We start from the raw sequence: 24,332 nt of genomic DNA, 5'->3' as shown, positions 1-24,332 counted from the left end.
ATGGCACTCCTGACGTTCGACACCCAGCACAAGCCGCGCCAGGCCTACACCAGCATGGCGATTGTGCTGGTGCTGCTCCTGATCTTCCCGTTCTTTGCCGCGCAATTTGGCAACTCGTGGGTGCGCATCATCGACATCGCGCTGCTGTACATCATGCTCGCGCTCGGCCTGAACATCGTAGTGGGCTTTGCCGGCCTGCTCGACCTGGGCTATATCGCGTTCTTCGCTGTAGGCGCCTACCTGGTCGGCCTGTTCTCGTCGCCACAGTTCGCCGCGCTGCTGGAATCGGTGATCTATTATTCGCCCGCCATCGGCGAAGCGCTTGTTGCGTTCTTCGGTCCCGAGATCCAGCAGAACGGCATCCACCTGTCGCTGTGGGCGATCGTGCCGCTGGCAGCCTTGTCCGCCGCGCTGTGTGGCGCGCTGCTGGGCGCCCCGACCCTGAAACTGCGCGGCGACTACCTCGCCATCGTGACGCTGGGCTTCGGCGAGATCATCCGGATCTTCATGAACAACCTGAACGACCCGATCAACTTCACCAACGGGCCGCAGGGGATCAACATGATCGACCCGATCCGCATCTTCGGGGTGTCGCTGGCGGGCGAGGCGGGCTCCAACGCCACCGTGCATATCGGCAGCTACGCGATGCCGTCGGTGAACGCCTATTACTTCCTGTTCCTGGCGCTGGTGATTGTGTCGATCTTCATCACGGGCCGCCTCCAGCACTCGCGCCTGGGCCGCGCCTGGGTGGCGATCCGCGAAGACGAAATCGCGGCCAAGGCGATGGGCATCAATACCCGTAACGTCAAGTTGCTCGCCTTTGCCATGGGCGCCTCGTTTGGCGGCGTGGCCGGCGCAATGTTCGGCGCCTTCCAAGGGTTTGTTTCGCCGGAATCGTTTTCGCTGACTGAGTCGATCGCCGTGCTGGCCATGGTGGTTCTCGGCGGTATCGGCCACATCCCGGGTGTCGTGCTGGGCGGCGTGTTGCTGGCGGCCCTGCCGGAAGTGCTGCGCCACGTGGTCGACCCGGCCCAGCAGGCGCTGTTCGGCAAGGTGATCATTGAAGCCGAAGTGCTGCGCCAGTTGCTGTACGGCCTGGCGCTGGTATTGATCATGCTGGTGCGCCCGGCTGGCCTGTGGCCGTCGCCCAACAAGGAAGAGCGGCCGAACGCCGCGCTGGCGCGTGACGACGAAGAAGCGAGTACCACATGAGCGAACAAGTCATTCTCAATATTGCCGGCGTCAACAAGCGCTTCGGCGGCCTGCAGGCGCTGACCGATGTCGGCATCCGGATCAAGCAGGGCCAGATCTACGGCCTGATCGGCCCCAACGGCGCTGGCAAGACCACGTTCTTCAATGTGATCACGGGCCTGTACCAGCCCGACAGCGGCACGTTCGAGCTGGCCGGCAAGGCGTACTCGCCGTCGGCCCCGCACGACGTGGCCAGGGCCGGCATCGCGCGCACGTTCCAGAACATCCGCCTGTTCGGCGAGATGAGTGCGCTCGAAAACGTCATGGTGGGCCGCCATGTGCGCACCAAACAGGGCGTGCTCGGCGCGATCCTGCGCCACAAGGCGGCGCGTGAAGAAGAACGGGCGATCCGTGTGCGCGCCCAGGAACTGCTCGATTTCGTCGGTATCGGCCAGTTTGCCAACCGCACGGCAAAGTTTTTGTCGTACGGCGACCAGCGCCGCCTGGAAATCGCGCGCGCGCTGGCGACCGATCCGCAATTGCTGGCATTGGACGAGCCGGCGGCCGGCATGAACGCCACCGAAAAACTGGGTCTGCGCGAGCTGCTCGTCAAGATCAAGGCGCAGGGCAAGACCGTGCTGCTGATCGAGCACGACGTCAAATTGATGATGGGCTTGTGCGACCGCATCACGGTGCTCGAATACGGCAAGCAGATCGCCGAAGGTGTGCCGGCCGAGATCCAGAAGAACCAGGCCGTGATCGACGCCTATCTGGGAGGTGCCCACTGATGAATGCAATGAAGAGCGAAACGATCCTGCAGATCACGGGCTTGAAGGTCGCGTACGGCGGCATCAAGGCGGTCAAGGGCATCGATCTGCAAGTGGCGCGGGGCGAACTGGTCACGCTGATTGGCGCGAATGGCGCCGGCAAGACCACGACACTCAAAGCCATCACCGGCACGTTGCCGCCATGCAAGGTCGAAGGCGACATCAGCTACCTGGGGCAGCCGCTGCGCGGCACGCAGTCGTTCCGCATGGTCCAGCAAAAGCTGGCCATGGTGCCGGAAGGGCGGGGCGTGTTCACCCGCATGTCGATTCACGAAAACCTGTTGATGGGCGCTTACACGCGCAATGACAAGGCCGGCATCGACGCCGATATCGAGAAGTGGTACAGCGTGTTCCCGCGCCTGAAGGAACGTGCGGCCCAGTTGGCCGGGACGCTCTCGGGCGGCGAGCAGCAGATGCTGGCGATGGCGCGCGCGCTGATGTGCCATCCGACGTTGCTGTTGCTCGACGAGCCGTCGATGGGCTTGTCGCCAATCATGGTCGAAAAGATTTTCGAGGTGATCCGTGATGTATCGCAGCAGGGCATCACGATCCTGCTGGTGGAGCAGAACGCCAAGCTGGCGTTGCAGGCCGCGCATCGCGGCTATGTGATGGAGTCGGGCGAGGTCACCATGACTGGCAATGCGCGCGACATGCTGACCGATCCGCGCGTGCAGGCGGCATATCTGGGCGAATAACGTACGCGCACGTAAAAATGGCCGGGTCGCTTGCGCGACCCGGCCATTTTTTTACCGATCAGTGATGCTGCAGTATTACGCAGCAGCAGCCGTTGCGGCGTTGGTGGCTTTGGCAGCGGTGGCCGAGAATTGCGACACGGCAGCGTTGACATTGGTTTCGATGGCTTCGACAGCCTGCTTCGAGGTCTTGCTGAACTGCTCGTAACCGGCATTGGCGTTGCTGATGGCGGTCTTGACGGCGGCGACGAAGTTCTCCGAACCGGCCGGTGCATTCTTGCTCACTTCGTCGACCAGCGAAATCACCTTGCGGTTGGCTTCGACGATCTGGCTTTCGGCTGCTTTCGAGAATTCAGCGCCGGTGCCGCTGGCGATCGACGCCAGCTGACGGCTGTAGGCCATGGCTTTTTCAGCATTTGGCTGTGCCTGGGTGGCGGCCAGCGAGAAGAACTCTTGCGGATCCTTGGCGCTCAGCAGCTTGCTGGTGAGGGCCGACGATTCTTCGAGGCTGGCGCGTGCGGTGCTGATGTTCAGGGCGACCAGTTTTTCCATGCTTTCGAACGTCTTCGACGTCAGCGACGAAAACAGGGCGAACTGCGACTCCAGGCTGGTCTTGGTGGCGGTCGAAAACTGCTCAGGGATTGCAAACATGTGTCTCTCCAAAATGTTACGTTTCGTGAATGGACTATTGCTCGGGTGGGGCAGGCTCTTCGGCAAACGCGATGAAACTCTTCTTTTGTGCACCGCAACAGGGCAGATTTTGTGCCACTTCGTTTGAGGCGTCAAGCGATTTTGATGCGATGCACAATCCGTGGTACAGAAGTGACAAGAATGCATTTGCTATGAAAAGCTCAATTGATGTACCGCAAACGAACATTCTTTTTTGCTGTTTAATTGCACAAAAACGGTGTGCTAGACTCGGTTTTTGTCTTTACCTTAACTCTGTCGTTTCTTTCGGGACATTACTGCGCTCATGTCACAGCCTGCCATTCTGCCGCCGGTTACCGCTCCCGTCCCGACTGCTCCATGGCTGTCGCCGATACCACTGTTTTTTGTCCTGTTGTGGAGCACCGGCTTCATCGTCGCCAAGTTCGGCCTGCCCCATGCGCCGCCGCTGACCTTCCTGATCGTGCGTTGCATGGGCGTACTGGCGGTGCTGCTGCCGATCGTGCTGATCTGGCGTGCACCCTGGCCGCGCGGGCAGATCTTGCACATCGCACTGGCGGGGCTGCTGTTGCAGGCAGGGTATCTGGGCGGCGTCTGGGCTGCCATCAATCTGGGCATGCCGGCCGGCCTGACGGCGCTGATCGTCGGCATGCAGCCCATCCTGACCGCTGCAGCCGCGCCGCTGATCGGCGAACGCGTGCGGCGCCTGCAGTGGCTTGGTCTGCTCTTGGGCCTGTCCGGCGTGGCCCTGGTCGTGTATGCCAAGCTGGGCGTTGCCGGCATGTCGCCGGTCGCGCTGGCCCTGTGCCTGTTTGCGCTGTTGTGCATCACGACTGGCACGCTGTACCAGCGCCGCTTCTGTCCACAGTTCGATCTGCGCACCGGCACCGCAATCCAGTTCAGCGCGACGGTGCTGGCCCTGATTCCATTGGCCATCTGGCTGGAAGACCTTGACCCGGCGTTCAGCCGCATCACATGGAGCAGCGACTTCATCCTGGCGCTGGTGTGGTCGGTTCTGGCGCTGTCGATTGGCGCCATCTTCCTGTTGTTTACCCTGATCCGGCGCAGCCAGGCCACCGAAGTGACGAGCCTGATGTACCTGACCCCGCCCACCACCGCCATCATGGCCTGGCTGCTGTTCGGCGAATCGTTCAGCCTGCTCGGCCTGGTCGGGATGGTCGTCGCCGTGACCGGCGTCGCCTTTGTCGTTAAAAAACCAAGGAACCTCCGATGATCAGCAGTCCTAGCCAGGAAGCGGTCGATGCCGCCATCACGTCGCGCCGCTCGATTCGCGCTTTTCTCGACAAGCCGGTGGAACGCGACGAGATTGCGCGCATTCTCGACGTTGCTGCGCGGGCACCGTCCGGCACCAACACGCAGCCGTGGAAGGTGTATGTGCTCACTGGCGCGGCGCGCGCGCGGCTGTCGAATGCGATTCTGGCGGTCAATGCCGATCCCGAACAGGCGCGCGGGCACACCGAGGAATACGCTTACTACCCGCGCGAATGGACGTCGCCGTATATCGACCGTCGGCGCAAGGTCGGCTGGGATCTCTACAGCCTGCTTGGCCTGGACCGCGACAACAAAGCCGGCATGGCGGCCCAGCATGCCCGCAACTACGCCTTTTTCGACGCGCCGGTAGGATTGATCTTCACCATTGACCGCATCATGGCGCAGGGTTCGTGGCTCGACTACGGCATGTTTTTACAGAACATCATGGTGGCGGCGCGCGCAAGGGGCCTCGACACCTGCCCGCAAGCGGCGTTCACGCAGTATCATCGGATCATCAGCGCCGAACTCGATCTTCCGGGCAGCGAGATGGTGGTCTGCGGCATGGCGCTGGGCTGGGCCGATCCAAAGCGCATCGAGAACACGCTGGTGACCGAGCGCGAACCGAGCCACGGCTTCGCCCGCTTCATGGAGTAACGTAAATACCGTCAATATCCTGTTGATATCAAAAGGAAAATGGTTGGGCGCTTCTTGTTGTATTAAGTCGCTTATTGCCGCACGGAATGTGAATTTTGCTTGCGATCGGACGTCGTTCCGCTACACTTCACTACGTATCTCATCTGTTCGGGTCAGGGGCTTCATCATGTTCAAACTTGCTGTGGCTGCCGTGGTTGCCGCTTTATTTGCCTTTTCCCCAGTCCAGGCCGCCGGTGCCGGCGCAGGCGCGGGTGCGGGCGCCACCGAGCAGGCGAAGAAATCGTCTGCCGCCAAGAAAAAAGTCAAACGCAAGGTCGTGCGCAAAACCACGGCCACACGCACCAAAAAAGCCAAACGCCAGGAACTCGCCGCCGCAGGCGACCGTCCGCGCATGATCCGCCGTGTCAAGACAGTGCGCGGCAAGCGCGTTGTTACGTACCAGCCGGTGCGCACTGCCGCCGCTGCCGTCGCGGTTGGCGTTGCTGCCAAGACCGTCGGCGACATGGCTGGCCTCGACAACACCGTCGATCCGCTGGCGCTGCGCTCGAACGTGGCCTACGTGGTCGATCAGAACAGCGCCGAAGTGCTGTTCGAGAAAAACGCCAACGTCGCACTGCCGATTGCGTCGTTGACCAAGCTGATGACGGGCATGGTCGTGATGGACGCCAAGCAAGACCTCGACGAAGTATTGCGCGTGACCGATGACGACGTCGATCGCCACAAGTTCAGCAGCTCACGCTTGCCGGTCGGCGCCAGCATGACGCGCCGCGAATTGCTCCATATTGCCCTGATGAGTTCCGAGAACCGCGCCGCGTCGGCGCTGGGCCGCAACTATCCGGGCGGCATCAACGCGTTCGTCGGCGCGATGAACGCCAAAGCACGCCAGCTGGGCATGCGCGATACCCATTACGTCGACTCCAGCGGCCTGTCGAGCCGCAACGTCTCGAGTGGGCGCGACCTGGCCAAGCTCGTCATGGCGGCACATGGCGACCCGGTGCTGCGCGAATTCTCGACCACGCCCAACTCCACCGTGCAAGCCAGCGGCCGCACGATGCACTATCGCAATACCAACTACCTGGTGTCGCTGCCCGACTGGAATATCGGCCTGCAAAAGACCGGCTTCATCAACGAAGCAGGGCGCTGCCTGGTGATGCAGGCCATGATTCATGGCCGCAATGTGGTGATGGTGTTCCTGGATTCGAAGGGCAAGATGTCGCGCACGGCCGACGCCGGCCGAATTCGCCGCCTGATCGAGTCGCTGCCCGACCGCATGGATGTCGATGCGATCCGGCCATCGACCATCACCGCCAGCGCGCCAGGCCTGGCGCGCTAAGAAACAGGGCAGGCCTTGCGCCTGCCCTTGTTGTACCTGCTCTCGTGTTTTATACCGTCGGCATCGGCCGATACCCGAGCGTCGCCGAAATGCGCGCCGCCGTCTGCACCAGGTCATCGAGCCAATCTTCCTGCAGGCGGTCGGCCGGCGCCGAAATCGACAAACCCGCCACCAGCTTGCCGCTGTCATCGTGGATACCTGCCGCCATGCAGCGCACACCCAGTTCCAGCTCTTCATTGTCGCGCGCATAGCCGCGCGAGCGCACCAGGCTCAGCTCGCGCTCCAGCCGCGCCAGCTCGGTGATCGAGTTGCGCGTGTGGCCCGACAGGCCCGTGCGGGTCGCGTAGGCGCGCGTGGCTTTCACGTCGTCCACGGATAGAAACAGCTTGCCGGTGGACGTCAGGTGCAGCGGACCGCGCCCGCCGATGGCGCGCACGACCTGCATGCCGGAACGCTCCGAGAAGGCCCGGTCGATATACACGATTTCGTCGCCCTGACGCACCGACAGATTGACCGTCTGCTGCGTCTTGCGGTGCAGGGCGCGCATGGCGTCGAGCGCCGCTTCGCGCACCGACAGCCGGCTCTTGACCACATTGCCCAGTTCCAGCAGGCGCATGCCCAGCCGGTACGTGCCTGGCTCGACACGGTCGACGAAGCGCGTGACCACCATATCGTTGAGGATCCGGTGCGCCGTGGACGGGTGCAGACCCGACACGCGCGCCAGCTCCTTGAGGCTGACCGGGTCGGAATAGGTGGCCAGGGCGTCCAGAAGCGAGGTCATGCGTTCGATCACCTGGATCGAGGTCTTGGCGGGTTGGGGCGTTTCCATGTTCATATGATGGTTGTGCGGTGCAGTAGGCCCATTCTTTATACCATGATGTGAAACGCTCGCGCAAACCCGCCCTTGCATTGTGGGCCTGCATGCCACATGCTGATCGGGAGGCTGCATAATGACGTTCCTGCATCCTCACTGGACAATGATGGACAACCCGATCAGCGAATTCAAGACCTTGCGCGGCCTCGAGCGCATTGGCGCGGCGTGCCGCAACACCTGGGACGGCCTGCGCTGGGCCTGGCGCAGTGAAGCGGCGTTCCGGCAAGAGGTGGTGCTGATCGTCGTGGCCAGCGTGATCGCTCTGCTGTTGCCGGTGTCCGGCTTCCAGCGCCTGGCGATGATCGGCGTGCTGATCGTGGTGCTGATCGTCGAGCTGATCAATTCAGCGATCGAGGCGGTCGTCGACCGTATCTCGCTCGAGCGCCATCCATTGTCGAAAGCGGCCAAGGACATCGGCAGCGCCGCCGTCGCACTGGCGCTGTTGCTGGCGTTCGCGACCTGGGCCGTCGTCCTCTACAATCGCTTCATGTAGACCATGCAACGCGCCGTCCGTACAGGATGGCGCCCCGAACAAGTTTGATCAATCACAGGAGATGACCATGACCTTACGCCTCGGCGATACCGCCCCCGACTTCGAGCAAGATTCCAGCATTGGCAAGATCCGTTTCCACGAATGGGCGGGCGACTCGTGGGTCGTGCTGTTTTCGCACCCGGCCGACTTCACGCCGGTCTGCACCACCGAGCTGGGCCTGACCGCCAAGCTCAAGCCTGAATTCGACAAGCGCAATGTGAAGGCGATCGCGCTGTCGGTCGACGCGGCCGAAAAGCACCGCGACTGGATCCGCGACATCGAAGAAACCCAGCAAACCGTGGTGGGCTTCCCGATCATCGCCGATGCCGACCGCTCGGTCTCGACGCTGTACGACATGATCCATCCGGAACAATCGGCCACCGCCACCGTGCGTTCGCTGTTCATCATCGATCCGAACAAGAAAGTGCGCCTGACCATCACCTACCCGATGAGCACCGGCCGCAATTTCGACGAAGTGCTGCGCGTGATCGACGCCCTGCAACTGACCGACGGCTACACGGTCGCCACGCCGGGCAACTGGAAAGATGGCGACGACGTCATCATTCCGCTGACCGTCACCGATCCTGACGTGATCAAGCAAAAGTATCCAAAAGGCTTCGAATCGCCACGGCCTTACCTGCGCATGACGCCACAGCCGAACAAGTAATTCAGGTTGTACGCCCCAGAAAAATGGCCCAGGCACATGCCTGGGCCATTTTTTTGGCGCAGTCAGCATTATCTGTTGATGACGCTGATAGCAATGCGGAGCAATTGTTCTGGCGAAATGATCCGCTGGCCATCCAGCGCCCAGCGCCAGCCCAGGTAATTGGGCAGGTAGCGCGACGCCACGCCATGAAAGCCCTGTAACCAGGCCTTGAAGCGGTGGTGGTAAGCGTTCACGTTCTGCACATGGATGGCAAGGCTGCCCAGACGCCTCACGCGCACACCTGCGCGCACATTGACCGTCTCATGCGCGATCCTGTGCTTGCGTGCAAAGGCGCGGTAGGCGGCATGGCTGTCACTGACCAGCAACGCCTGCCGATCCAGCCTGGGTAGCAAGTCACTGGCGAGTTGCGCAGCCGTAAGGGCCCCGCGGCCAGTGACGGCATCGACCGTGCGTCCCTCGCGGTCGCGCGCGACCAGGATGCAGTCGAGTTCGCTGGAAATGCCCCGTTTGACCGCATGGCCGCCACGGTGGCGCGGTGGCCGATCGAGCGTGCGCGAACCTTTTTGTGATTCGAGCAGGAATGTTTCATCGGCCTCGACGATGCCGTTAAGGACTGCGGGCCGGTCGAGCTTGACCCAATGCAGGAAGCGGTGGCGCCAGCGAAAGGCCGTGTTGCGGTGTACGCCGACCCGGTCTGCCGCCTTGCGCACGGGGAGCGAATCGAGCAGCACCTGCGAATAGGCGAGCCATTTGGCCTTTAGCCTGAGCCGTGCCAGCGGCGTGCCGGTCAGATCGTTGAAGGTGCGGCCGCAGGCACAGCAGCGGTAGCGCTGCAAATCGTTGGCGCACCCGTGCCGGTAGCAGCGCTCGTTGCCGCATCTGGGGCAGCAGCGGCCTGGCGCTCTGACCTCACTGATGAGCGCGACTACCTGATCGAGCCCGGCTGCAGGATGCAGGGCATCAAGCACCTGCCGGCGCTGGGGTTGGTTCAGCGAAGGCAGTTTTGCAAACCAGCCCGTGAAACATGGCGCTTTCATGATCGACTCCTGACGCTGTGGACAGGGGTTGGACCACTGGACTGCTCGTCAGTTCAAAGCGAGTCTCTATTTAACGTTGACTGCGCCTTTTTTTTTGTCCAGCCATCGAAGATTTCCGCATATCGCCATGCAAGCGCTGCACGTCTACATAGCGTTTCGTGTCTATACAAATAAGGATTGCTTCGTTTGCGTTATAAAGATCACGTGAGAATATGAGCGTCCGATAGAAGAATTTGTAATAAGGACTCGCATGACATCGCTTGCTATGCCAGGCAGCACGGCAGCATCGAAGTCGTCGAAAGCACCGGGCCGGGTCATTCCCGGCTTTGGCCTTTCGCTCGGCTTCACGCTGTTTTACCTGGCGCTGATCGTTCTCATCCCGCTGTCGGCGGTGTTCCTCAATACCTTCAGCATGACCTGGTCCGAGTTCTGGGCCACCGTCACGTCGGAGCGCGTCATGGCATCGTATCGCCTCAGCTTTGGCGCGTCGCTGATCGCAGCCGCCCTGAACGTCGTGTTCGGCGGCATCGTCGCCTGGGTTCTGGTGCGGTATAAATTTCCCGGCAAGCGCTTCATCGATGCGCTGGTCGATTTGCCGTTCGCGCTGCCTACCGCCGTGGCCGGTATCACGCTGACCGCCCTGTACGCGCAGAATGGCTGGATCGGCCAGTACCTGGCCGCGTGGGGCATCAAGGTTGCGTTCACGCCGCTGGGCGTCGTGGTTGCGCTGACTTTCATCGGGCTGCCGTTCGTCGTGCGCACGGTGCAGCCGGTGCTTGAAGAAGCCGAACGCGAGCTCGAAGAAGCCGCCGCCAGCCTGGGCGCGCCGCCGCTGCAGACGTTTACCCGCGTGGTGCTGCCGACGATCGTGCCAGCGCTGCTGACCGGCTTTGCGCTGGCCTTCGCGCGCGCCACCGGCGAGTACGGCTCGGTCATCTTCATCGCCGGCAACCTGCCGATGGTGTCCGAGATCACGCCGCTGCTCATCATCTCCAAACTCGAACAATACGATTACGCCGGCGCCACCGCGATTGCCGTCGTGATGCTGGTGTTCTCGTTCATCCTGCTGCTGACCATCAATCTGCTGCAGGCCTGGACACGCAAACGGGCAGGCAAGTCATGAGCGCCGTTCTCGACAAAGTCACGCCGCCACGCCCACCGGCGGCCCGGGGCAAGCGCCTCGACACGAGCGTGCTCGAGCCGCGCTGGGTCAGCTATGTGCTCATCGCCGTTGCCCTGGTGTTTCTCACGCTGTTTCTGTTCATCCCGCTCGCTGCGGTGTTTACCGAAGCGCTCAAGAAGGGCTGGGAAGTGTATGTCGAGTCCGTCATCGATCCGGATGCGATCTCGGCCATCAAGCTCACGCTGATCGCCGCCGTGATTTCGGTGCCACTGAACCTCGTGTTCGGCGTGGCCGCCGCCTGGGCCATCACCAAGTTCGAATTCCGTGGCAAGAGCATTTTGCTTACGCTGATCGATCTGCCGTTCTCGATCTCGCCCGTGATCGCGGGCCTGATGTATGTGCTGCTGTTCGGCGCATCGGGCTGGTTCGGTCCGTGGCTGGCCGAGCACGACATCAAGATCCTGTTCGCGGTGCCGGGCATCGTGCTGGCCACCGTGTTCATTACGTTCCCGTTCGTGGCGCGCGAGCTGATTCCGCTGATGCAGCAGCAGGGCACTGAAGAAGAAGAAGCGGCGCTGGTGCTGGGCGCATCGGGCTGGTCGACGTTCTGGCGCGTGACGATGCCGAACATCAAATGGGGCCTGCTGTATGGCGTGATCCTGTGTAACGCCCGCGCGATGGGCGAGTTCGGCGCCGTCTCGGTGGTCTCGGGCCACATCCGCGGCGAGACCAACACGATGCCGCTGCACGTCGAGATCCTCTACAACGAATACAACTTCACGGCCGCCTTTGCTGTGGCGTCGCTGCTGGCGCTGCTCGCGCTGGTGACGCTGGCCATCAAGTCCTTTATCGAATGGCGTCTGCACCAGGCCAAGTCGGCCTCGCTGGACGCCCCTCACTGAATATCCGCCGGAGCCACGCATGACGATTGAAGTCCAACACATCCGTAAAAATTTCGGCCAGTTCAAGGCGCTCGACGACGTGTCGCTGCAGTTCCCGGACGGCGAACTGACCGCCTTGCTCGGCCCGTCGGGCTGCGGCAAGACCACGCTGCTGCGCATCATCGCGGGCCTGGAATATCCGGACTCGGGCACCGTGCTGCTCGACGGCCAGGATTCGTCGCATCGCCACGTGCGCGAGCGCCAGGTCGGCTTCGTGTTCCAGCACTACGCGCTGTTCAAGCACATGACCGTGTTCGAAAACGTTGCGTTCGGCCTGCGCGTGAAACCGCGCAGCGAGCGCCCGAGCGAAGACCAGATCCGCGACAAGGTGAAAAAGCTGCTCGAACTGGTGCAGCTCGACTGGATCGCCGACCGCTATCCGCCGCAGCTGTCGGGCGGCCAGCGCCAGCGCATCGCCCTGGCGCGCGCGCTGGCCGTCGAGCCGCGCGTGCTGCTGCTCGACGAGCCGTTCGGCGCGCTCGACGCCAAGGTGCGCAAGGAACTGCGCCGCTGGCTGCGCCGCCTGCACGACGACCTGCACGTGACATCGATCTTCGTCACGCACGACCAGGAAGAAGCACTCGAAGTGGCCGACCAGGTGGTTTTGATGAACAAGGGCCGCGTCGAGCAATTGGGCAGCCCCGACCAGGTCTACAACCATCCGGCGTCGCCGTTTGTGTACGGCTTTTTGGGCAACGTCAACCTGTTCCACGGCCGCATCCACGAAGGCGTGCTGGCCAGCGGTGACGTCAACTTCCAGGCCCCGCAGCACATCGACGTGCGCGACGGCGCCGGCATCGGTTACGTGCGCCCGCACGACCTCGATGTCGAGCGCTACACCCCGGGCGCTGCGGGCGTCGTGGCCAAGCTGCGCCGCGCGCATGCGATCGGGCCGCTGGCCCAGCTCGATCTGGAGCGCGCCGACAATGGCCAGATGATCGAGGCGGTGCTGCCGAATGAACGCTTCGCCAGCCTGGGCCTGAAAGAGGGCGACACGCTGGTGGTGCGCCCGCGCCGCATCGAAGTCTTCGTCGACCAGGGAAGCGCCGCATGAACTTCCAGCAGCTGCGCTCGGTGCGCGAAGCAGCCCGGCGCGACTTCAACCTGACCGACGTGGCCAATGCGCTGTTCACGTCGCAGCCGGGCGTATCGCGCCAGATCCGCGAACTCGAAGATGAACTGGGCGTGGTGATTTTCGAGCGCAACGGCAAGCGCCTGACTGGCCTCACGCCGCCTGGCAAGGGCATCCTGCGCATCGTCGAAAAGCTGCTGGTCGAAGCCGAGAACCTGCAGCAGGCCAGCCGCGAATTCGCCGGCCAGGACAGCGGCACGCTGACGGTGGCCGTGACCCATACGCAGGCCCGTTACGCGCTGCCGCAGGTGGTGCAATCGTTTCGCGCCGCGTTCCCCAATGTGCGCATCGCCCTGCAGCAAAGCGCGCCGGAACACATCGCGGAGTGGGTCGCTTCGGGCAAGGCCGATATTGGCATCGCGACCGAAGGCCTGTCGGCGTTTCCCGACCTGGTGTCGTTCCCGTGCTACCGCTGGAGCCACGTGATCGTGGCGCCGGAAGGCCATCCGATCTTCGCCAGCGGCTCGCCGCTGCGCCTGGAAGACCTGGCCGAGCATCCGCTCATCACGTATGACCAGGGCTTTACTGGCCGGGGTCACATCGATGCGGCCTTCCTTGAAGCCGGGCTGGCGCCAGACATCGTGCTCACGGCGATGGATTCGGACGTGATCAAGCAGTACGTGTCGCTGGGGATGGGTGTAGGGATCGTGGCGTCGATGGCGTTCGACCATGGCCGCGACAAGGGCCTGCGCGCGATCGAGGCATCGCACCTGTTCGCGCAGAACGTGACGCGCCTGGCGGTGCGGCGCGGGTCGTACCTGCGCTCGTACGCGTTTCACTTCATCGAGCGCTTCGCGCAAGGCTACACGCGGGCCGATATCGAAAAGGCGATTGCGACTGCACAATAGGGTGGTGCTGCCGGCACGCCGCACTGGCGCGCCGGCCGGTTTTACTTCTTTTTTTGTTCGCGCAGCGCGTCCGCGCAATCACGCACCAGGCCCGGCCCGGCGTAGATCAAGCCGCTGTACAACTGCACCAGCTTGGCGCCGGCCGCGATTTTTGCGCGTGCATCGGCGCCGCGCATGATGCCGCCCACGCCGATGATCGGGATGTCGTCACGCAGCTCGGTCTTGAGCGCGCGGATCACGATGTTCGACTGCTCGAACACGGGCGCGCCCGACAGGCCACCCGCCTGCTGCGCATGCTTCATGCCCTCGACATCGCGCCGGTTGAGCGTCGTGTTGGTGGCAATCACGCCGTCGATCTTGTGGCGCAGCAGGGCGCCGGCGATATCGCGGATCTGGTCGCCGTCGACGTCCGGTGCGATCTTGAGCGTGAGCGGCACGTAGTGGCCGTGCTGGTCGGCCAGGCGCATCTGCTCCTGCTTGAGCTGCGACAGCAGGGCGTCGAGTTCGGACGCCCCCTGCAACTGACGCAGGTTCTGCGTGTTCGGCGACGAGATATTGACCGTCACGTAGCTGGCGTATGGGTACACCTTGCGCAGGCATTCCAGATAGTCGTCGGCGGCGCGCTCAATGGGCGTATCGGCGTTCTTGCCGATGTTCAGCCCCAGCACCCCCTGCTTTTCCTGGAAAAAGCGCGAGGCCTGCACATTGGCCACGAACGCGTCGACGCCGCCGTTGTTAAAGCCCATGCGATTGATGATGCCGCGCGCACGCGGCAGCCGGAACATGCGCGGTTTCGGATTGCCGGCTTGGCCACGCGGCGTGACCGTGCCGATTTCAATGGAGCCGAAGCCCAGTGCCGCCAGGCCATCGATATACGCGCCATCCTTGTCCAACCCGGCGGCCAGGCCGACAGGATTGGGAAACGTGATACCCATGACGGTGCGCGGATCGGGCCGTGGTTTCCGGAATGCGCCTGTCAGGCCAAGCGCTGCTGCGCGACGCAGCATGGGCAAGGTCAGGTTGTGCGCCGCTTCGGGATCGAGCGAGAACAATGCGGGACGGACGAGGGTATACAGAATTTTGTCTGGCATGGGGTACTCGGTTGACGTATCTTCATCATTCTAACGTGCGGCGAGGGGGCGTACGTAACGAAGTATCAAGGCAATTGTTAGCGGTTGTGTCCGAAGACCCGGCACGCAACAGGTTCAGGCGTCCAGAACGCCCCATTGCCCGTCAATACGTGCTTCGAGTGGCCGGAAGTTGATCTTGTAGGCCATCTTGGGGCTTTGCGCGATCCAGTAGCCCAGGTACACATGCGACAGGCCGAGTTCGTGCGCCTGGTTCACCTGCCACAGGATGTTGTAGGTGCCATACGACGCGTTCTCGACATCCGGGTCAAAGAAGGTGTAGACCGACGACAGGCCGTCGGACAGCACGTCGATGATCGACACCATGCGCAAGGTCCCATCGGGCTCGCGAAATTCGACCAGGCGCGTGTTGACGCGGCTTTGCAGCAGGAACTGCGCGTACTGGTCGCGACTGTCCTGGTCCATCCCGCCGCCGACATGGCGCGTCGTCTGGTAGCGCAGATACAGTGCGTAGTGCTCGTCCGAGAACGCCAGGTTGGCGACCATCGCCACCAGGTTGCCATGGCGCTTCCAGGCGCGGCGCTGGGTGCGGTTGGGCGTGAAGTCGGCGCACCTGACGCGCACCGGAATGCAGGCCTGGCAACCATCGCAATACGGGCGGTAGGTGAAGATGCCGCTGCGCCGGAAGCCATTTCTGACCAGCTCGGAATACACATCGGCATTGATCAGGTGCGAGGGTGTCGCGACCTGCGAGCGCGCCTGGCGTGCGTCGAGATAGCTGCACGGGTAGGGCGCCGTGGTGTAGAACTGCAGCGTGGCAAAGGGCAGGTCGTGTAGGTGCGTCATGCAAGGAGCTCTCGGGACGACGTGGGGTTGCCGCCTATTCTAGCGAAAACCGCGCCGCGATTCCGTTAGCCAGGCAACGGTGCCGCCACTGTCCATGACCCGATGCCCGGCCTGGCGGTCGCGCGGTGGACATGCTCGAGAAAGCGGCTGCGCGGGATCGGCGCCGCACCGAGCGAGGCGAGGTGGCCGGTCTCTTGCTGGCAATCGACCATCTCGACGCCATGGCGCTGCAAAAACGCCACCAGATAGGCCAGCGCGACCTTGGATGCATCGGACACGCGCGCAAACATCGATTCGCCATAGAACATGCGGCCGATGCACACGCCATACGCGCCGCCCACCAGTTCGCCGTCGAGCCAGACTTCGGCCGAGTGCGCGTAACCCAGCGCGTGCAGGCCCGTGTAGCCGGCAATGATCTCATCCGAAATCCAGGTGCCTGGCCCGTCGCGGCGCGGGGCAGCGCAGGCGCGCATCACGTCGTCGAACGCGCTGTCGAAGCGCACGTCCCAGCGCCCGCCATCGAGGCGGCTGCGCTCGATCTTGCGCAGCGTTTTTGCCAGGCTGTTACTGACCTTGAATTGGTCGGTGTACAGCACCATGCGCGGATCGGTGCTCCACCACAGAATCGGCTGGCCTTCGGAAAACCACGGGAAGATGCCGTTGCGGTAGGCCTGCAGCAGGCGCGCCGGCGACAGGTCGGCGCCGGCTGCAAGCAGGCCCGGCGCTTCGACGGTCAATGCCTTCGAGACGTCGGGGAACGGCGTATCGATCTCGAGCCAGGGAATCATGTCAGTCCGGTTCGCGTGGGGCCATCATGGGGCGGTTCACGGCCACGCTGTGAAAGCCGAAGTCGCCACCCTCGCGCACTTTGATCCGGTCGGCAAAGAACAGTTCCAGCGTCGTGCGGATCGTGGGGAAGGCCAGGTCGTCCCAGGGGATGGTGGCTTCGGTGAACAGTTGCACGTCCAGGCTTTCGATGCCCGCTGCATAGTCAAGGTCGAGCAGGCGTGCCAGGTAGAACAGATGGACCTGGTGCACGTGGGCGACGTTCAGTAATGAGAACAACGGGCCAAGCTCGATATTGGCGCCGGCTTCTTCTTCGGTTTCGCGCTGCGCCGCCTGTTCGGTGGTTTCTTCGTTTTCCATGAACCCGGCCGGCAGCGTCCAGTAGCCATAGCGCGGCTCGATCGCGCGCTTGCACAGCAAAATCTGAAGTTCGCCATCGCGTTCCCACACGGGAATCGAACCGACGACCAGCTTCGGGTTCTGGTAGTGGATCGTGTTGCAGTGCGTGCACACGTAGCGCGGCCGGTTGTCGCCTTCGGGAATGGCCAGCACGACAGGGTGGGCGCACTCGGAGCAGAATTTCATGGTGGATAGGGCAGGTTGGTCGTGGCAATACTGTACACCGAATGCGGCGTTGGCAGGGGCAGGGGGCGCGTTCACAGCTGGCGCCCGCGCGCTCGACCGAGATATAAGTTTCTTCAATAAGCCATGCAATGAGGATTGGATTTGCTAAATGACGCACGGGGGCGTATAATTCATTTCACAGACGCGGGGTGGAGCAGTCTGGCAGCTCGTCGGGCTCATAACCCGAAGGTCACAGGTTCAAATCCTGTCCCCGCAACCAAGATTAGAGGCCGTTGATTCGAAAGAATCAGCGGCTTTTCGTTTTTCTGGCCTCGTCCTTGAGGTTCTTGCTTGGCTGTAACGGCCTCGATCCAGCGCAACGTCACGCGCCTCTGCTGCAATGCACGGCAGCTTGCCCGGTCCAACTTCCAACGGACGACAAGTCAGGGGCAAGTCATGATCGATGTAGACGACATCAACCAATCCTGGGGCTGGGTCGGCATGAGCGCGGTGGAAGTGCTCGGCGCCAATGCCTTCGGCAATCTCATCATCCGCGACGAGGACGACCGGTTCTGGTGCCTGCGCCCGCACGAACTCTGTTGCGAGCCGCTCGCCAGCAACCGCGCTGCGCTCGATGCGCTGTCGTACAACCAGGATTTTCTCAACGACTGGTACATGCCCGAGGCCGTATGCCTTGCCGAAGCCGCGCTGGGGCCGCTGACCGACGGGCGCACCTACTGCCTTAAAATTCCCAGTGCGCTCGGCGGGAAGTACGGGTGTGACAATCTCGCCATCGCACCGCTGGCAGCGTTGATCCGGTTTTCGGGAGAAGGCGCGCAGCAGTTTGATGGTTTGCCGCGCTGGAACTAAGCGGGCTTGTCCGCCGCCGGTGTGTCGGCCAGGCTCGCCCACAGGTAGGCCGCTGCCATCGTGCGGTGCGGCGCATAGCGTGCCAGCATGCGCTCGGCTTCCGGTACGGTTGGCCGGGCTGCGCTGCCCGAGAGCTTGTGCAGGGCGGCACGCACGGCGACGTCGCCTTCCAGCGAGCAATCCGGGTAGCCATAGCCGCGCAGCAGCACGTAATTGACGGTCCAGGGGCCGATGCCCTTGATGGCCAGCAGTCTTTCGCTGACCTCGGCGCTTGCCGAGCCAGAAATATCTTCCACGCCAGCCTGCCGCTCGAGCACCAGGTTGCCATCGACCACCATGCGCGCCACGCGCAGGATCGTCTCGGCCTTGGCGTTCGAGAATTTGCGGCCCGTGAGTTCGCCGATGTCGAGCCGGGCCACATCTAGCGCCTCCGGATAGCACCACAAGCCTGACGAATGCGCGCGGCCCGCCAGTTGAATCAGCGTGCGGCGCAGCGTGATGGCAAACGTCAGGTTGATTTGCTGGCCGATGATGGCCCAGGTCAGCGCCTCGAAGATTGTGGCCGACTGCACGATGCGCAGCCCCGGCTGGCGCGCCACCACTGGCCCCAGCCACGGGTCGTCCTGCACCGCCGCGCCGAATGCAGCCGGGTCGATCCGCAGGCCCAGCACGTTCAGCAGCGCCTCGTGCGTGCGTGCCTGCACATCCGGCGTGACCGGGCCGTCGAACGTCACGCGGCAGTGCGCTGCGCCGCCCTCGAACCGGATGTCGAACAGCGTCGGCACGCCACCGAGCAGCACGCCCTTGCGCAAGCCATCGGCATCGACCTGCTCAGCGACGCGCTCGGGATCGCGGCCGTGAAATGCCAGCACGTCGGCGACGCGGTAGCCGGGCGGCAGGGCGATCGCATGGGATGCAGTCATCAAGTTCCCGTCGGCGCCGGCACGCGCCGCCAGGCCGGCTTGAACCCGGTCACCAGCGCCGTGCCGAGCAGGACGATCGCCGAGCCGGCGATCGTGTGCCACCCGATCACCTCATGCAGGAACAGCGCGCCCCACAGGATCCCGAACACGGGGCTGAGGAACGTGACCGTCAGCGCCGATGTGGCGCCCACGTCCTCGATCAGCTTGAAATAGACGATGTAGGCAATGCCGCTGCAGACCACGCCCAGCGTCACCACGGCGGCCATGATGCCAGCGGTCGGCGCGCCCGGCGCCGGGAAAAACGCGACGAGCGGCAGCACCAGCAGGGCCGAAGCCCACATCGAGCCGTGCGCATTGGCGAACGGCGCCACGCCACCCTTGCTGGCGGCGGCCGACTTCGTGTACTGGCTGGCGACGCTGTAGCTGAAGGCGGCGATCAGCGCCGCGGCCACGGCCAGGCCCGCGCCGGGCCGCTCGGCCACATGATCAAAGCCGACCAGCAGCGCGACGCCGGCGGTGCCCAGCAGCAGGCCGAGGGCGCTGCGGCGCGTGACGTGCTGGCGCGCCCACACGGCGCTGACGAGCGCGCCCCACATCGGTGCGGTGGCGTTGAGCACCGCCAGCACCGACGCCGACAGCGTGCGCGCCGCAAACGCGAACAGCAGGAAAGGCAGGGCAGAGTTGAACAGGCCGAGAATCAGGTAATGCTGCCAGTGGCGCCGCACGTTCAGCGGCGCGCCGCGACCGCGCAGATGCAGCACCCAGCTCACCAGCGCAAGAAACATGGCTGCCAGCGCGAGCCGGTATTCGATCAGCACGGCCGGACCGAGCACCGGTGCGGCGATGCGCATGAAGAGGAAGGAGCCGCCCCAGATGGCGGCCAGCGCAACGAGGCGCAGCATGTTCGCGGTGTTCATGAGGTCGAAAAAAATGGCCAGTTGTTAAGCTGACCATTGTGGCAGGGCCGGCAGCAATGTGCCAACCGCTTCTTGCCACCGATATCAGGCGGCGCTGGCAAGCGTCAGCGCGGCCGCATGCGGCATGAGTAGCGTCTGCGGCACCGCGTTCTTCACGGCCGTCATTTCGGCCATGATCGACACCGCGATTTCGGCCGGGGTCTTGCTGCCGATGTACAGGCCGATCGGCCCGTGCAGGCGCGCCAGTTCAACATCGGTCAGATCGAACAGCTTCAGGCGTTCGCGACGCTTGGCGTTGTTGGCACGCGAACCGATCGCGCCGACGTAGAAGGCTTCGGACTTGAGCGCTTCCATCAGCGCCAGGTCGTCCAGCTTCGGGTCGTGCGTAAGCGCCACGACGGCGCTGCGTGCATCGAGCCTGGCGTCGATCACCAGATCGTCGGGCATCGCGTGCACCAGCGTCACACCGGGGATGTGAAAGCCGCTGCGGTATTCTTCGCGCGGGTCGCACACGGTGACGCGGTAATCCATGCCGGCGGCGATTTGCGCCAAGAAGCGCGACAGCGGGCCAGCGCCGATGATGTACAGGCGCCAGCGCGGGCCGTGCAGCGTGTGCAGCACGCCATCCTCGACGCGCTGGATGGCCGTGGCCTGCGCCGTGGCGAGCGTAACGGCGCCGGTATCCAGCTGCACGCTGCGCTCGACCAGTTCACCCTCGCCGAGACGCGCGAGCAGCTCCTTGATGCCGCTGTCGACCGACAGCGGTTCGATGGCCAGCTCGATGGTGCCGCCGCAGGGCAGGCCGAAGCGGTGCGCTTCGTCGGCGCTGATGCCGTAGCTGATGATTTCGGGGAGGGTGATTTCGATGCCGTTGTCGCGCACGCGGGCGATCAGGTCGTCTTCGATGCAGCCGCCGGAGACCGAGCCGACCACCTGGCCGTCTTCGCAGATGGCCAGCGTGGCGCCCACCGGGCGTGGGCTGGAACCCCAGGTCTTGATGACCGTGACCAGCTGGCAGCGCTGGCCGCCGTCAAGCCAGGCGGCGCAGGTTTTCAGTACGTCGAGGTCGATGCTGTCCATGGTGTTCGTGTCGCCGGGGCGGGTGAATAAGATGGACAATCATACAAAAAAAGCGCCGCACGTGTCGGCGCGCAGGCCAGACGTCAAGGCACCAGCGGTTTCTTTGCGCTTTGCTTGGCCTTGACTTCCGCCACGGCCTTGTCGATCGCCGCCACGCGCATTGGCGTGGCCGGGTGGTTCGCCGTGTAGCCATTCAGGACCTTGGCCGGATAGGTCACCGCCAGGCGCTTCCAGAATGCGGACGCACCCTCGTAGCGGTAACCGGCGCGCGCCAGCAGGTAGACCGCGAGGCGGTCGGCCGCCACGTCGTCGGCCGCCGGCATCGCCCTGATGCCACCGCTGCCAATCAGCATCGAGGTATCCGGCGTGATGGCGGTGAGGTTGTCGATGATGCTGCCGATGGTGGCCGCATTGCGCTGCGTGGCCGCGTGGCCCAGCATATTGTGCGCCATCGTGCGCGCCACCACGTACGCCAGTTCGTCGTCGCTCTGGGCGAAGCCCAGCATGCCGCGCGTGACCATCACGCGGCTGCCGTCGGCGTACGCGTTGATGTTGTCGGCGTTGCCAAGCTCAATGGCAAAGGCGCAGGCGCGCGTGACGGGAATGGTCAGGTCGCGCGGCTTGCCGCTACGCTCGATCGACAGCGGCAGGCTGGCCTGCTTGGCCATGATCGGGCCGAACACGGCGCCGGCCTTGCTCAGGGCATTCGGCCCCACCGGGAGCGGCGTGCCGGCGGCGGCCAGCAGGCGGTCGCCCTGACGCAGGCCGGCCTTGGCGGCGCCGCTGCCGTTCAGGACATTCGTGACCTGCAGGTGCTCGTCCATGCCGAGCACCACCCACGCTGCCTCGTTGTACTGGCCCGGATAGGTGTAGCGGTTCTTTGCCGTGAAGCCCAGCAGGTTGCGCGCGTGCTTGGTGCACAGCGCGGCGTTGTCGATCAGAAGGGGTGCGGCGACGCGGTAGAGGCGGTCGTGCTGCGTGGCCATGCGCTGGAGCACCTCGGCGGCAGCGGCCATCTGCGGCGTGACCTCGGGCTTGCCCGACCCCTGTTCGACCGGTACGGCGCCCGGTTCGGTCGACGATTGCATTGGCCCCGGCGTGCTGCAGGCAGCGAGCAACGCTGCCGTGGCGACGATCAACGCCGGGGAAGTGAATCGGTGCAGGCGCTGGATGCGCATCGGGGTGCTCCTCATGGTTTGTTATTGTTTGCCGGTGCTGCCGAAGCCACCGACGCCACGGTCGCTCGACGCGAAGTCCGTCACCACGTTGAAAGCCACTTGCAGTACCGGCACGATGATCAGCTGCGCGAGCCGATCCATTGGTTGCAGCACGAAGGCGGTGCTGCTGCGATTCCAGGTAGAGACCATCAGCTGGCCCTGGTAATCCGAGTCGATCAAGCCTACCAGATTGCCCAGCACGATGCCGCTCTTGTGGCCAAGGCCACTGCGCGGCAGGATCATCGCGGCATAACCCGGATCGCCGATATGGATCGCCAGACCGGTGGGCACCAGCACGGTTTCGCCCGGCACGATGGTCAATGGCGCATCGAGGCAGGCGCGCAGGTCCAGGCCGGCGCTGCCCGGCGTGCCGTAGGCCGGCAGCAGGTCCTGCATGCGCGGGTCGAGGATTTTGAGGTCGATATGTTTCATTGCAAATTCTTGCGTAATCAGATAATCAGCTCAGGTGAGCAGGGAGCGCTGTTCGAGGCGCTTGCCGATCTCGGAGACCAGCTGGCGCGCCAGCGTGAGCTTGTCGGCGCGCTCGAGCAGCACGTGGCCGTGTTCGTCGAACAGGATGATCGTGTTGTCGTCCTGGCCGAAGGTCTGCGGCCCGATATTGCCGACCAATAGGGGGATACCCTTTTTTTCACGCTTGGCTGCACCATAGGTTTCAAGGTGCTCGGATTCGGCGGCAAAGCCCACGCAATACGGCCAGCCCGACAGCGACACGGTTGCCGCGACCGAGGCCAGGATGTCCGCATTCTGCGCGAATTCCAGCGCCGGCGGGGCGCCATCAGGCGTCTTCTTGAGTTTCTGGTCGCTGGCATTCACCACGCGCCAGTCGGCCACCGCGGCCACGCCGATGAACACGTGCTGGCCCGTGACGCCGGCCATCACCGCGTCGTGCATCTGCTGCGCGGTGAGCACGTCGATGCGGCGCACGCCGTGCGGCGTGGGCAGCGACACCGGCCCGGAGACCAGCGTCACATCGGCGCCGGCTTCCCGCGCAGCGCGCGCGATGGCGTACCCCATCTTGCCGGACGACAGATTGGTAATGCCGCGCACCGGATCGATCGGTTCGAACGTCGGCCCGGCCGTGATCATCACGCGCCGGCCCGCCAGCACCTTGTGCTGGAACGAGGCAATCAGCTCGTCGACCAGTTCATCCGCTTCGAGCATGCGTCCCATGCCCGTCTCGCCACAGGCTTGCGCACCGCGGCCAGGACCAAACAGGCAAATGCCGTCGGCGCGCAGCTGCGCCACATTGCGCTGCGTGGCCGGGTTGTCCCACATCTCGACGTTCATCGCGGGCGCCACGTGCAGCGGCACGTGACGCGGGCGCGCCACGCACAGCAGCGACAACAGGTCGTCGGCCGTGCCGTGCACCAGCTTGCGGATGAAATCGGCCGAGCAGGGCGCGATCAGGATTGCATCGGCACCCCGGGTCAGGTCGATGTGGGCCATATTGTTGGCCATGCGCGCATCCCACTGGTCCAGGTAGACCGGGTTGCCCGACACCGCCTGCATGGTGACCGCACCGATGAAATGCGTCGCCGCCTCGGTCATCACGACCTGCACGCTGGCGCCGTGCTTGACCAGGGCGCGACACAGCTCGGCCGCCTTGTAGCAGGCGACACCACCAGTCAGGCCCAGGACGATGCGCTTGCCTTTCAGGTCCATGCTCATGGTTTCGTCCCGGTCACGACTTGTTCACGCGCCGGAATTCATCCAGCACGAACAGCACGGCACCGACCGAGATGCCGATATCGGCGATATTGAAGGCCGGGAAGTGGCCGATGCCGGTCCAGTAGAAATCGAGGAAGTCGATCACGTGGCCGTGCACGACACGGTCGATGCCGTTACCGACCGCGCCGGCCATGATCAGCGCGAGCGCGAAGCAGAACAGGCGCTGCGTCGCGTTCTTGCTCATCATGTACAGGCAGAACACCACGGCACCGATGGCGATACCCAGAAACAGCCAGCGTTGCCAGCCGCTCGCGTCGCCCAGGAAGCTGAACGCCGCCCCCGGGTTGTACACCTTGATCAGGTTGAAGAAGCCCGTGATCGGCACCGTCTCGGCGTACGCAAACGTGCGTTCGACGGTGAGCTTGGTGACCTGGTCGAGCAGGACGATGATCAGGGACAGGCCGATCCAGGGGAACATGCTGGCGCCGACGCTTTTGTTCGTGCTGCGCTTGATCAGGGTGGCGCCGGACGGCGCTGGTTTCTTTTTGGTTGCCATGGTGTCT

The 24,332-nt window shown here is 63.8% G+C and carries 27 protein-coding genes and 1 tRNA gene; 14 read left to right on the top strand and 14 right to left on the bottom strand.

The window, feature by feature from the left end; all coding sequences use genetic code 11:
• The 3 genes from AC1MGT_RS06635 to AC1MGT_RS06625 are packed head-to-tail and all read left to right on the top strand — an operon-like array spanning window position 1 to window position 2,713.
• On the top strand, window positions 1-1,212 hold the full coding sequence (locus AC1MGT_RS06635; RefSeq protein ID WP_499503522.1) for an ABC transporter permease subunit: 1,212 nt from the start codon (window positions 1-3) through the stop codon (window positions 1,210-1,212).
• The gene (locus AC1MGT_RS06630) at window positions 1,209-1,979 is read left to right on the top strand and encodes an ABC transporter ATP-binding protein (protein WP_332532481.1); all 771 of its coding nucleotides are present in this window, start codon (window positions 1,209-1,211) and stop codon (window positions 1,977-1,979) included. The genes AC1MGT_RS06635 and AC1MGT_RS06630 overlap by 4 nt, the downstream gene beginning before the upstream one ends.
• Window positions 1,979-2,713 (top strand): ABC transporter ATP-binding protein, encoded by a 735-nt coding sequence (locus tag AC1MGT_RS06625; RefSeq protein ID WP_499503521.1) that lies wholly within the window; start codon window positions 1,979-1,981, stop codon window positions 2,711-2,713. The genes AC1MGT_RS06630 and AC1MGT_RS06625 overlap by 1 nt, the downstream gene beginning before the upstream one ends.
• Before the next feature lie 75 nt (window positions 2,714-2,788).
• Here the strand turns inward: AC1MGT_RS06625 and phaP are convergent, their stop codons facing one another.
• Window positions 2,789-3,361, bottom strand: coding sequence for a TIGR01841 family phasin (phaP, locus tag AC1MGT_RS06620; RefSeq protein WP_332532479.1), 573 nt, complete (start codon window positions 3,359-3,361; stop codon window positions 2,789-2,791).
• Between the two features lie 322 nt (window positions 3,362-3,683).
• Here phaP and AC1MGT_RS06615 point away from each other — a divergent pair, with 322 nt between their 5' ends.
• The 3 genes from AC1MGT_RS06615 to pbpG all read left to right on the top strand — a co-directional run bounded on the left by AC1MGT_RS06615 (window position 3,684) and on the right by pbpG (window position 6,635).
• Complete coding sequence (locus AC1MGT_RS06615) at window positions 3,684-4,610, top strand: DMT family transporter (protein ID WP_499503520.1); 927 nt, start codon at window positions 3,684-3,686, stop codon at window positions 4,608-4,610.
• Window positions 4,607-5,302 (top strand): nitroreductase, encoded by a 696-nt coding sequence (locus AC1MGT_RS06610; protein ID WP_499503519.1) that lies wholly within the window; start codon window positions 4,607-4,609, stop codon window positions 5,300-5,302. Before AC1MGT_RS06615 ends, AC1MGT_RS06610 begins: the two co-directional genes overlap by 4 nt.
• A gap of 166 nt (window positions 5,303-5,468) precedes the next feature.
• Window positions 5,469-6,635: a D-alanyl-D-alanine endopeptidase gene (gene pbpG / locus AC1MGT_RS06605; protein ID WP_499503518.1), complete on the top strand. Its 1,167-nt coding sequence runs from the start codon at window positions 5,469-5,471 to the stop codon at window positions 6,633-6,635.
• 49 nt (window positions 6,636-6,684) lie between these two features.
• Here the strand turns inward: pbpG and AC1MGT_RS06600 are convergent, their stop codons facing one another.
• Entirely contained in the window at window positions 6,685-7,470 is a 786-nt protein-coding gene (locus AC1MGT_RS06600; RefSeq protein WP_499503517.1) for an IclR family transcriptional regulator, read from the bottom strand.
• Between the two features lie 115 nt (window positions 7,471-7,585).
• Here AC1MGT_RS06600 and AC1MGT_RS06595 point away from each other — a divergent pair, with 115 nt between their 5' ends.
• Both AC1MGT_RS06595 and AC1MGT_RS06590 read left to right on the top strand, forming a co-directional pair.
• On the top strand, window positions 7,586-8,002 hold the full coding sequence (locus AC1MGT_RS06595; protein ID WP_499503516.1) for a diacylglycerol kinase: 417 nt from the start codon (window positions 7,586-7,588) through the stop codon (window positions 8,000-8,002).
• Between the two features lie 67 nt (window positions 8,003-8,069).
• Window positions 8,070-8,708 carry a peroxiredoxin gene (locus AC1MGT_RS06590; protein ID WP_499503515.1) on the top strand — a complete coding sequence of 213 codons (639 nt, stop codon included), beginning with the start codon at window positions 8,070-8,072 and terminating at the stop codon, window positions 8,706-8,708.
• Between the two features lie 68 nt (window positions 8,709-8,776).
• On the opposite strand, the gene AC1MGT_RS06585 is transcribed toward AC1MGT_RS06590, so the two are convergent.
• A complete protein-coding gene (locus AC1MGT_RS06585) occupies window positions 8,777-9,745 on the bottom strand; it encodes an IS1595 family transposase (RefSeq protein ID WP_499503514.1) in 969 nt (322 codons plus the stop codon).
• A gap of 250 nt (window positions 9,746-9,995) precedes the next feature.
• Between AC1MGT_RS06585 and cysT the strand changes: the two genes are divergently transcribed.
• The 4 genes from cysT to AC1MGT_RS06565 are packed head-to-tail and all read left to right on the top strand — an operon-like array spanning window position 9,996 to window position 13,789.
• Window positions 9,996-10,868, top strand: coding sequence for a sulfate ABC transporter permease subunit CysT (cysT, locus tag AC1MGT_RS06580; protein ID WP_499503513.1), 873 nt, complete (start codon window positions 9,996-9,998; stop codon window positions 10,866-10,868).
• Window positions 10,865-11,770 carry a sulfate ABC transporter permease subunit CysW gene (cysW, locus tag AC1MGT_RS06575; RefSeq protein ID WP_499503512.1) on the top strand — a complete coding sequence of 302 codons (906 nt, stop codon included), beginning with the start codon at window positions 10,865-10,867 and terminating at the stop codon, window positions 11,768-11,770. Before cysT ends, cysW begins: the two co-directional genes overlap by 4 nt.
• A gap of 19 nt (window positions 11,771-11,789) precedes the next feature.
• On the top strand, window positions 11,790-12,863 hold the full coding sequence (locus tag AC1MGT_RS06570; RefSeq protein ID WP_183555813.1) for a sulfate/molybdate ABC transporter ATP-binding protein: 1,074 nt from the start codon (window positions 11,790-11,792) through the stop codon (window positions 12,861-12,863).
• Window positions 12,860-13,789, top strand: a complete 930-nt coding sequence (locus AC1MGT_RS06565) for a CysB family HTH-type transcriptional regulator (RefSeq protein ID WP_499503511.1) — start codon at window positions 12,860-12,862, stop codon at window positions 13,787-13,789. Before AC1MGT_RS06570 ends, AC1MGT_RS06565 begins: the two co-directional genes overlap by 4 nt.
• 41 nt (window positions 13,790-13,830) lie before the next feature.
• On the opposite strand, the gene AC1MGT_RS06560 is transcribed toward AC1MGT_RS06565, so the two are convergent.
• From AC1MGT_RS06560 to AC1MGT_RS06545, 4 genes are all read right to left on the bottom strand, one after another.
• On the bottom strand, window positions 13,831-14,880 hold the full coding sequence (locus tag AC1MGT_RS06560) for a quinone-dependent dihydroorotate dehydrogenase (protein ID WP_499503510.1): 1,050 nt from the start codon (window positions 14,878-14,880) through the stop codon (window positions 13,831-13,833).
• Window positions 14,881-14,994: 114 nt separating this feature from the next.
• Window positions 14,995-15,723 (bottom strand): arginyltransferase, encoded by a 729-nt coding sequence (locus AC1MGT_RS06555; protein ID WP_332532468.1) that lies wholly within the window; start codon window positions 15,721-15,723, stop codon window positions 14,995-14,997.
• Between the two features lie 65 nt (window positions 15,724-15,788).
• Window positions 15,789-16,511, bottom strand: a complete 723-nt coding sequence (aat, locus tag AC1MGT_RS06550) for a leucyl/phenylalanyl-tRNA--protein transferase (RefSeq protein ID WP_499503508.1) — start codon at window positions 16,509-16,511, stop codon at window positions 15,789-15,791.
• A gap of 1 nt (window position 16,512) precedes the next feature.
• Window positions 16,513-17,094, bottom strand: coding sequence for an NUDIX hydrolase (locus tag AC1MGT_RS06545; RefSeq protein ID WP_499503507.1), 582 nt, complete (start codon window positions 17,092-17,094; stop codon window positions 16,513-16,515).
• 182 nt (window positions 17,095-17,276) lie between these two features.
• On the opposite strand from AC1MGT_RS06545, the gene AC1MGT_RS06540 reads away from it, so the two are divergent.
• Window positions 17,277-17,353: transfer RNA gene (locus AC1MGT_RS06540), tRNA-Met, on the top strand.
• 176 nt (window positions 17,354-17,529) lie between these two features.
• Entirely contained in the window at window positions 17,530-17,943 is a 414-nt protein-coding gene (locus AC1MGT_RS06535) for a T6SS immunity protein Tdi1 domain-containing protein (protein ID WP_499503506.1), read from the top strand.
• Here the strand turns inward: AC1MGT_RS06535 and AC1MGT_RS06530 are convergent.
• The 7 genes from AC1MGT_RS06530 to lspA form a co-directional block, all read right to left on the bottom strand.
• Window positions 17,940-18,866, bottom strand: coding sequence for a DNA-3-methyladenine glycosylase family protein (locus AC1MGT_RS06530; RefSeq protein ID WP_499503505.1), 927 nt, complete (start codon window positions 18,864-18,866; stop codon window positions 17,940-17,942). The genes AC1MGT_RS06535 and AC1MGT_RS06530 overlap by 4 nt on opposite strands.
• Entirely contained in the window at window positions 18,866-19,783 is a 918-nt protein-coding gene (locus AC1MGT_RS06525; RefSeq protein ID WP_499503504.1) for a DMT family transporter, read from the bottom strand. Before AC1MGT_RS06525 ends, AC1MGT_RS06530 begins: the two co-directional genes overlap by 1 nt.
• An 84-nt stretch (window positions 19,784-19,867) precedes the next feature.
• The gene (locus AC1MGT_RS06520) at window positions 19,868-20,863 is read right to left on the bottom strand and encodes an XdhC family protein (protein WP_499503503.1); all 996 of its coding nucleotides are present in this window, start codon (window positions 20,861-20,863) and stop codon (window positions 19,868-19,870) included.
• Window positions 20,864-20,946: 83 nt separating this feature from the next.
• Window positions 20,947-22,041, bottom strand: a complete 1,095-nt coding sequence (locus AC1MGT_RS06515; RefSeq protein ID WP_499503502.1) for a M48 family metallopeptidase — start codon at window positions 22,039-22,041, stop codon at window positions 20,947-20,949.
• Window positions 22,042-22,062: 21 nt separating this feature from the next.
• Window positions 22,063-22,512 (bottom strand): dUTP diphosphatase, encoded by a 450-nt coding sequence (gene dut, locus AC1MGT_RS06510; protein WP_499503501.1) that lies wholly within the window; start codon window positions 22,510-22,512, stop codon window positions 22,063-22,065.
• Window positions 22,513-22,542: 30 nt separating this feature from the next.
• Entirely contained in the window at window positions 22,543-23,763 is a 1,221-nt protein-coding gene (coaBC, locus tag AC1MGT_RS06505; protein WP_499504256.1) for a bifunctional phosphopantothenoylcysteine decarboxylase/phosphopantothenate--cysteine ligase CoaBC, read from the bottom strand.
• Window positions 23,764-23,782: 19 nt separating this feature from the next.
• Complete coding sequence (gene lspA / locus AC1MGT_RS06500; RefSeq protein WP_332532458.1) at window positions 23,783-24,325, bottom strand: signal peptidase II; 543 nt, start codon at window positions 24,323-24,325, stop codon at window positions 23,783-23,785.
• Window positions 24,326-24,332: the final 7 nt, after the last annotated feature.

The organism is Telluria sp. BA11 (assembly GCF_056680305.1).
The sequence above is the reverse complement of the archived record's forward strand: the minus strand, read 5'-3'. Positions and strand labels throughout refer to the sequence as shown.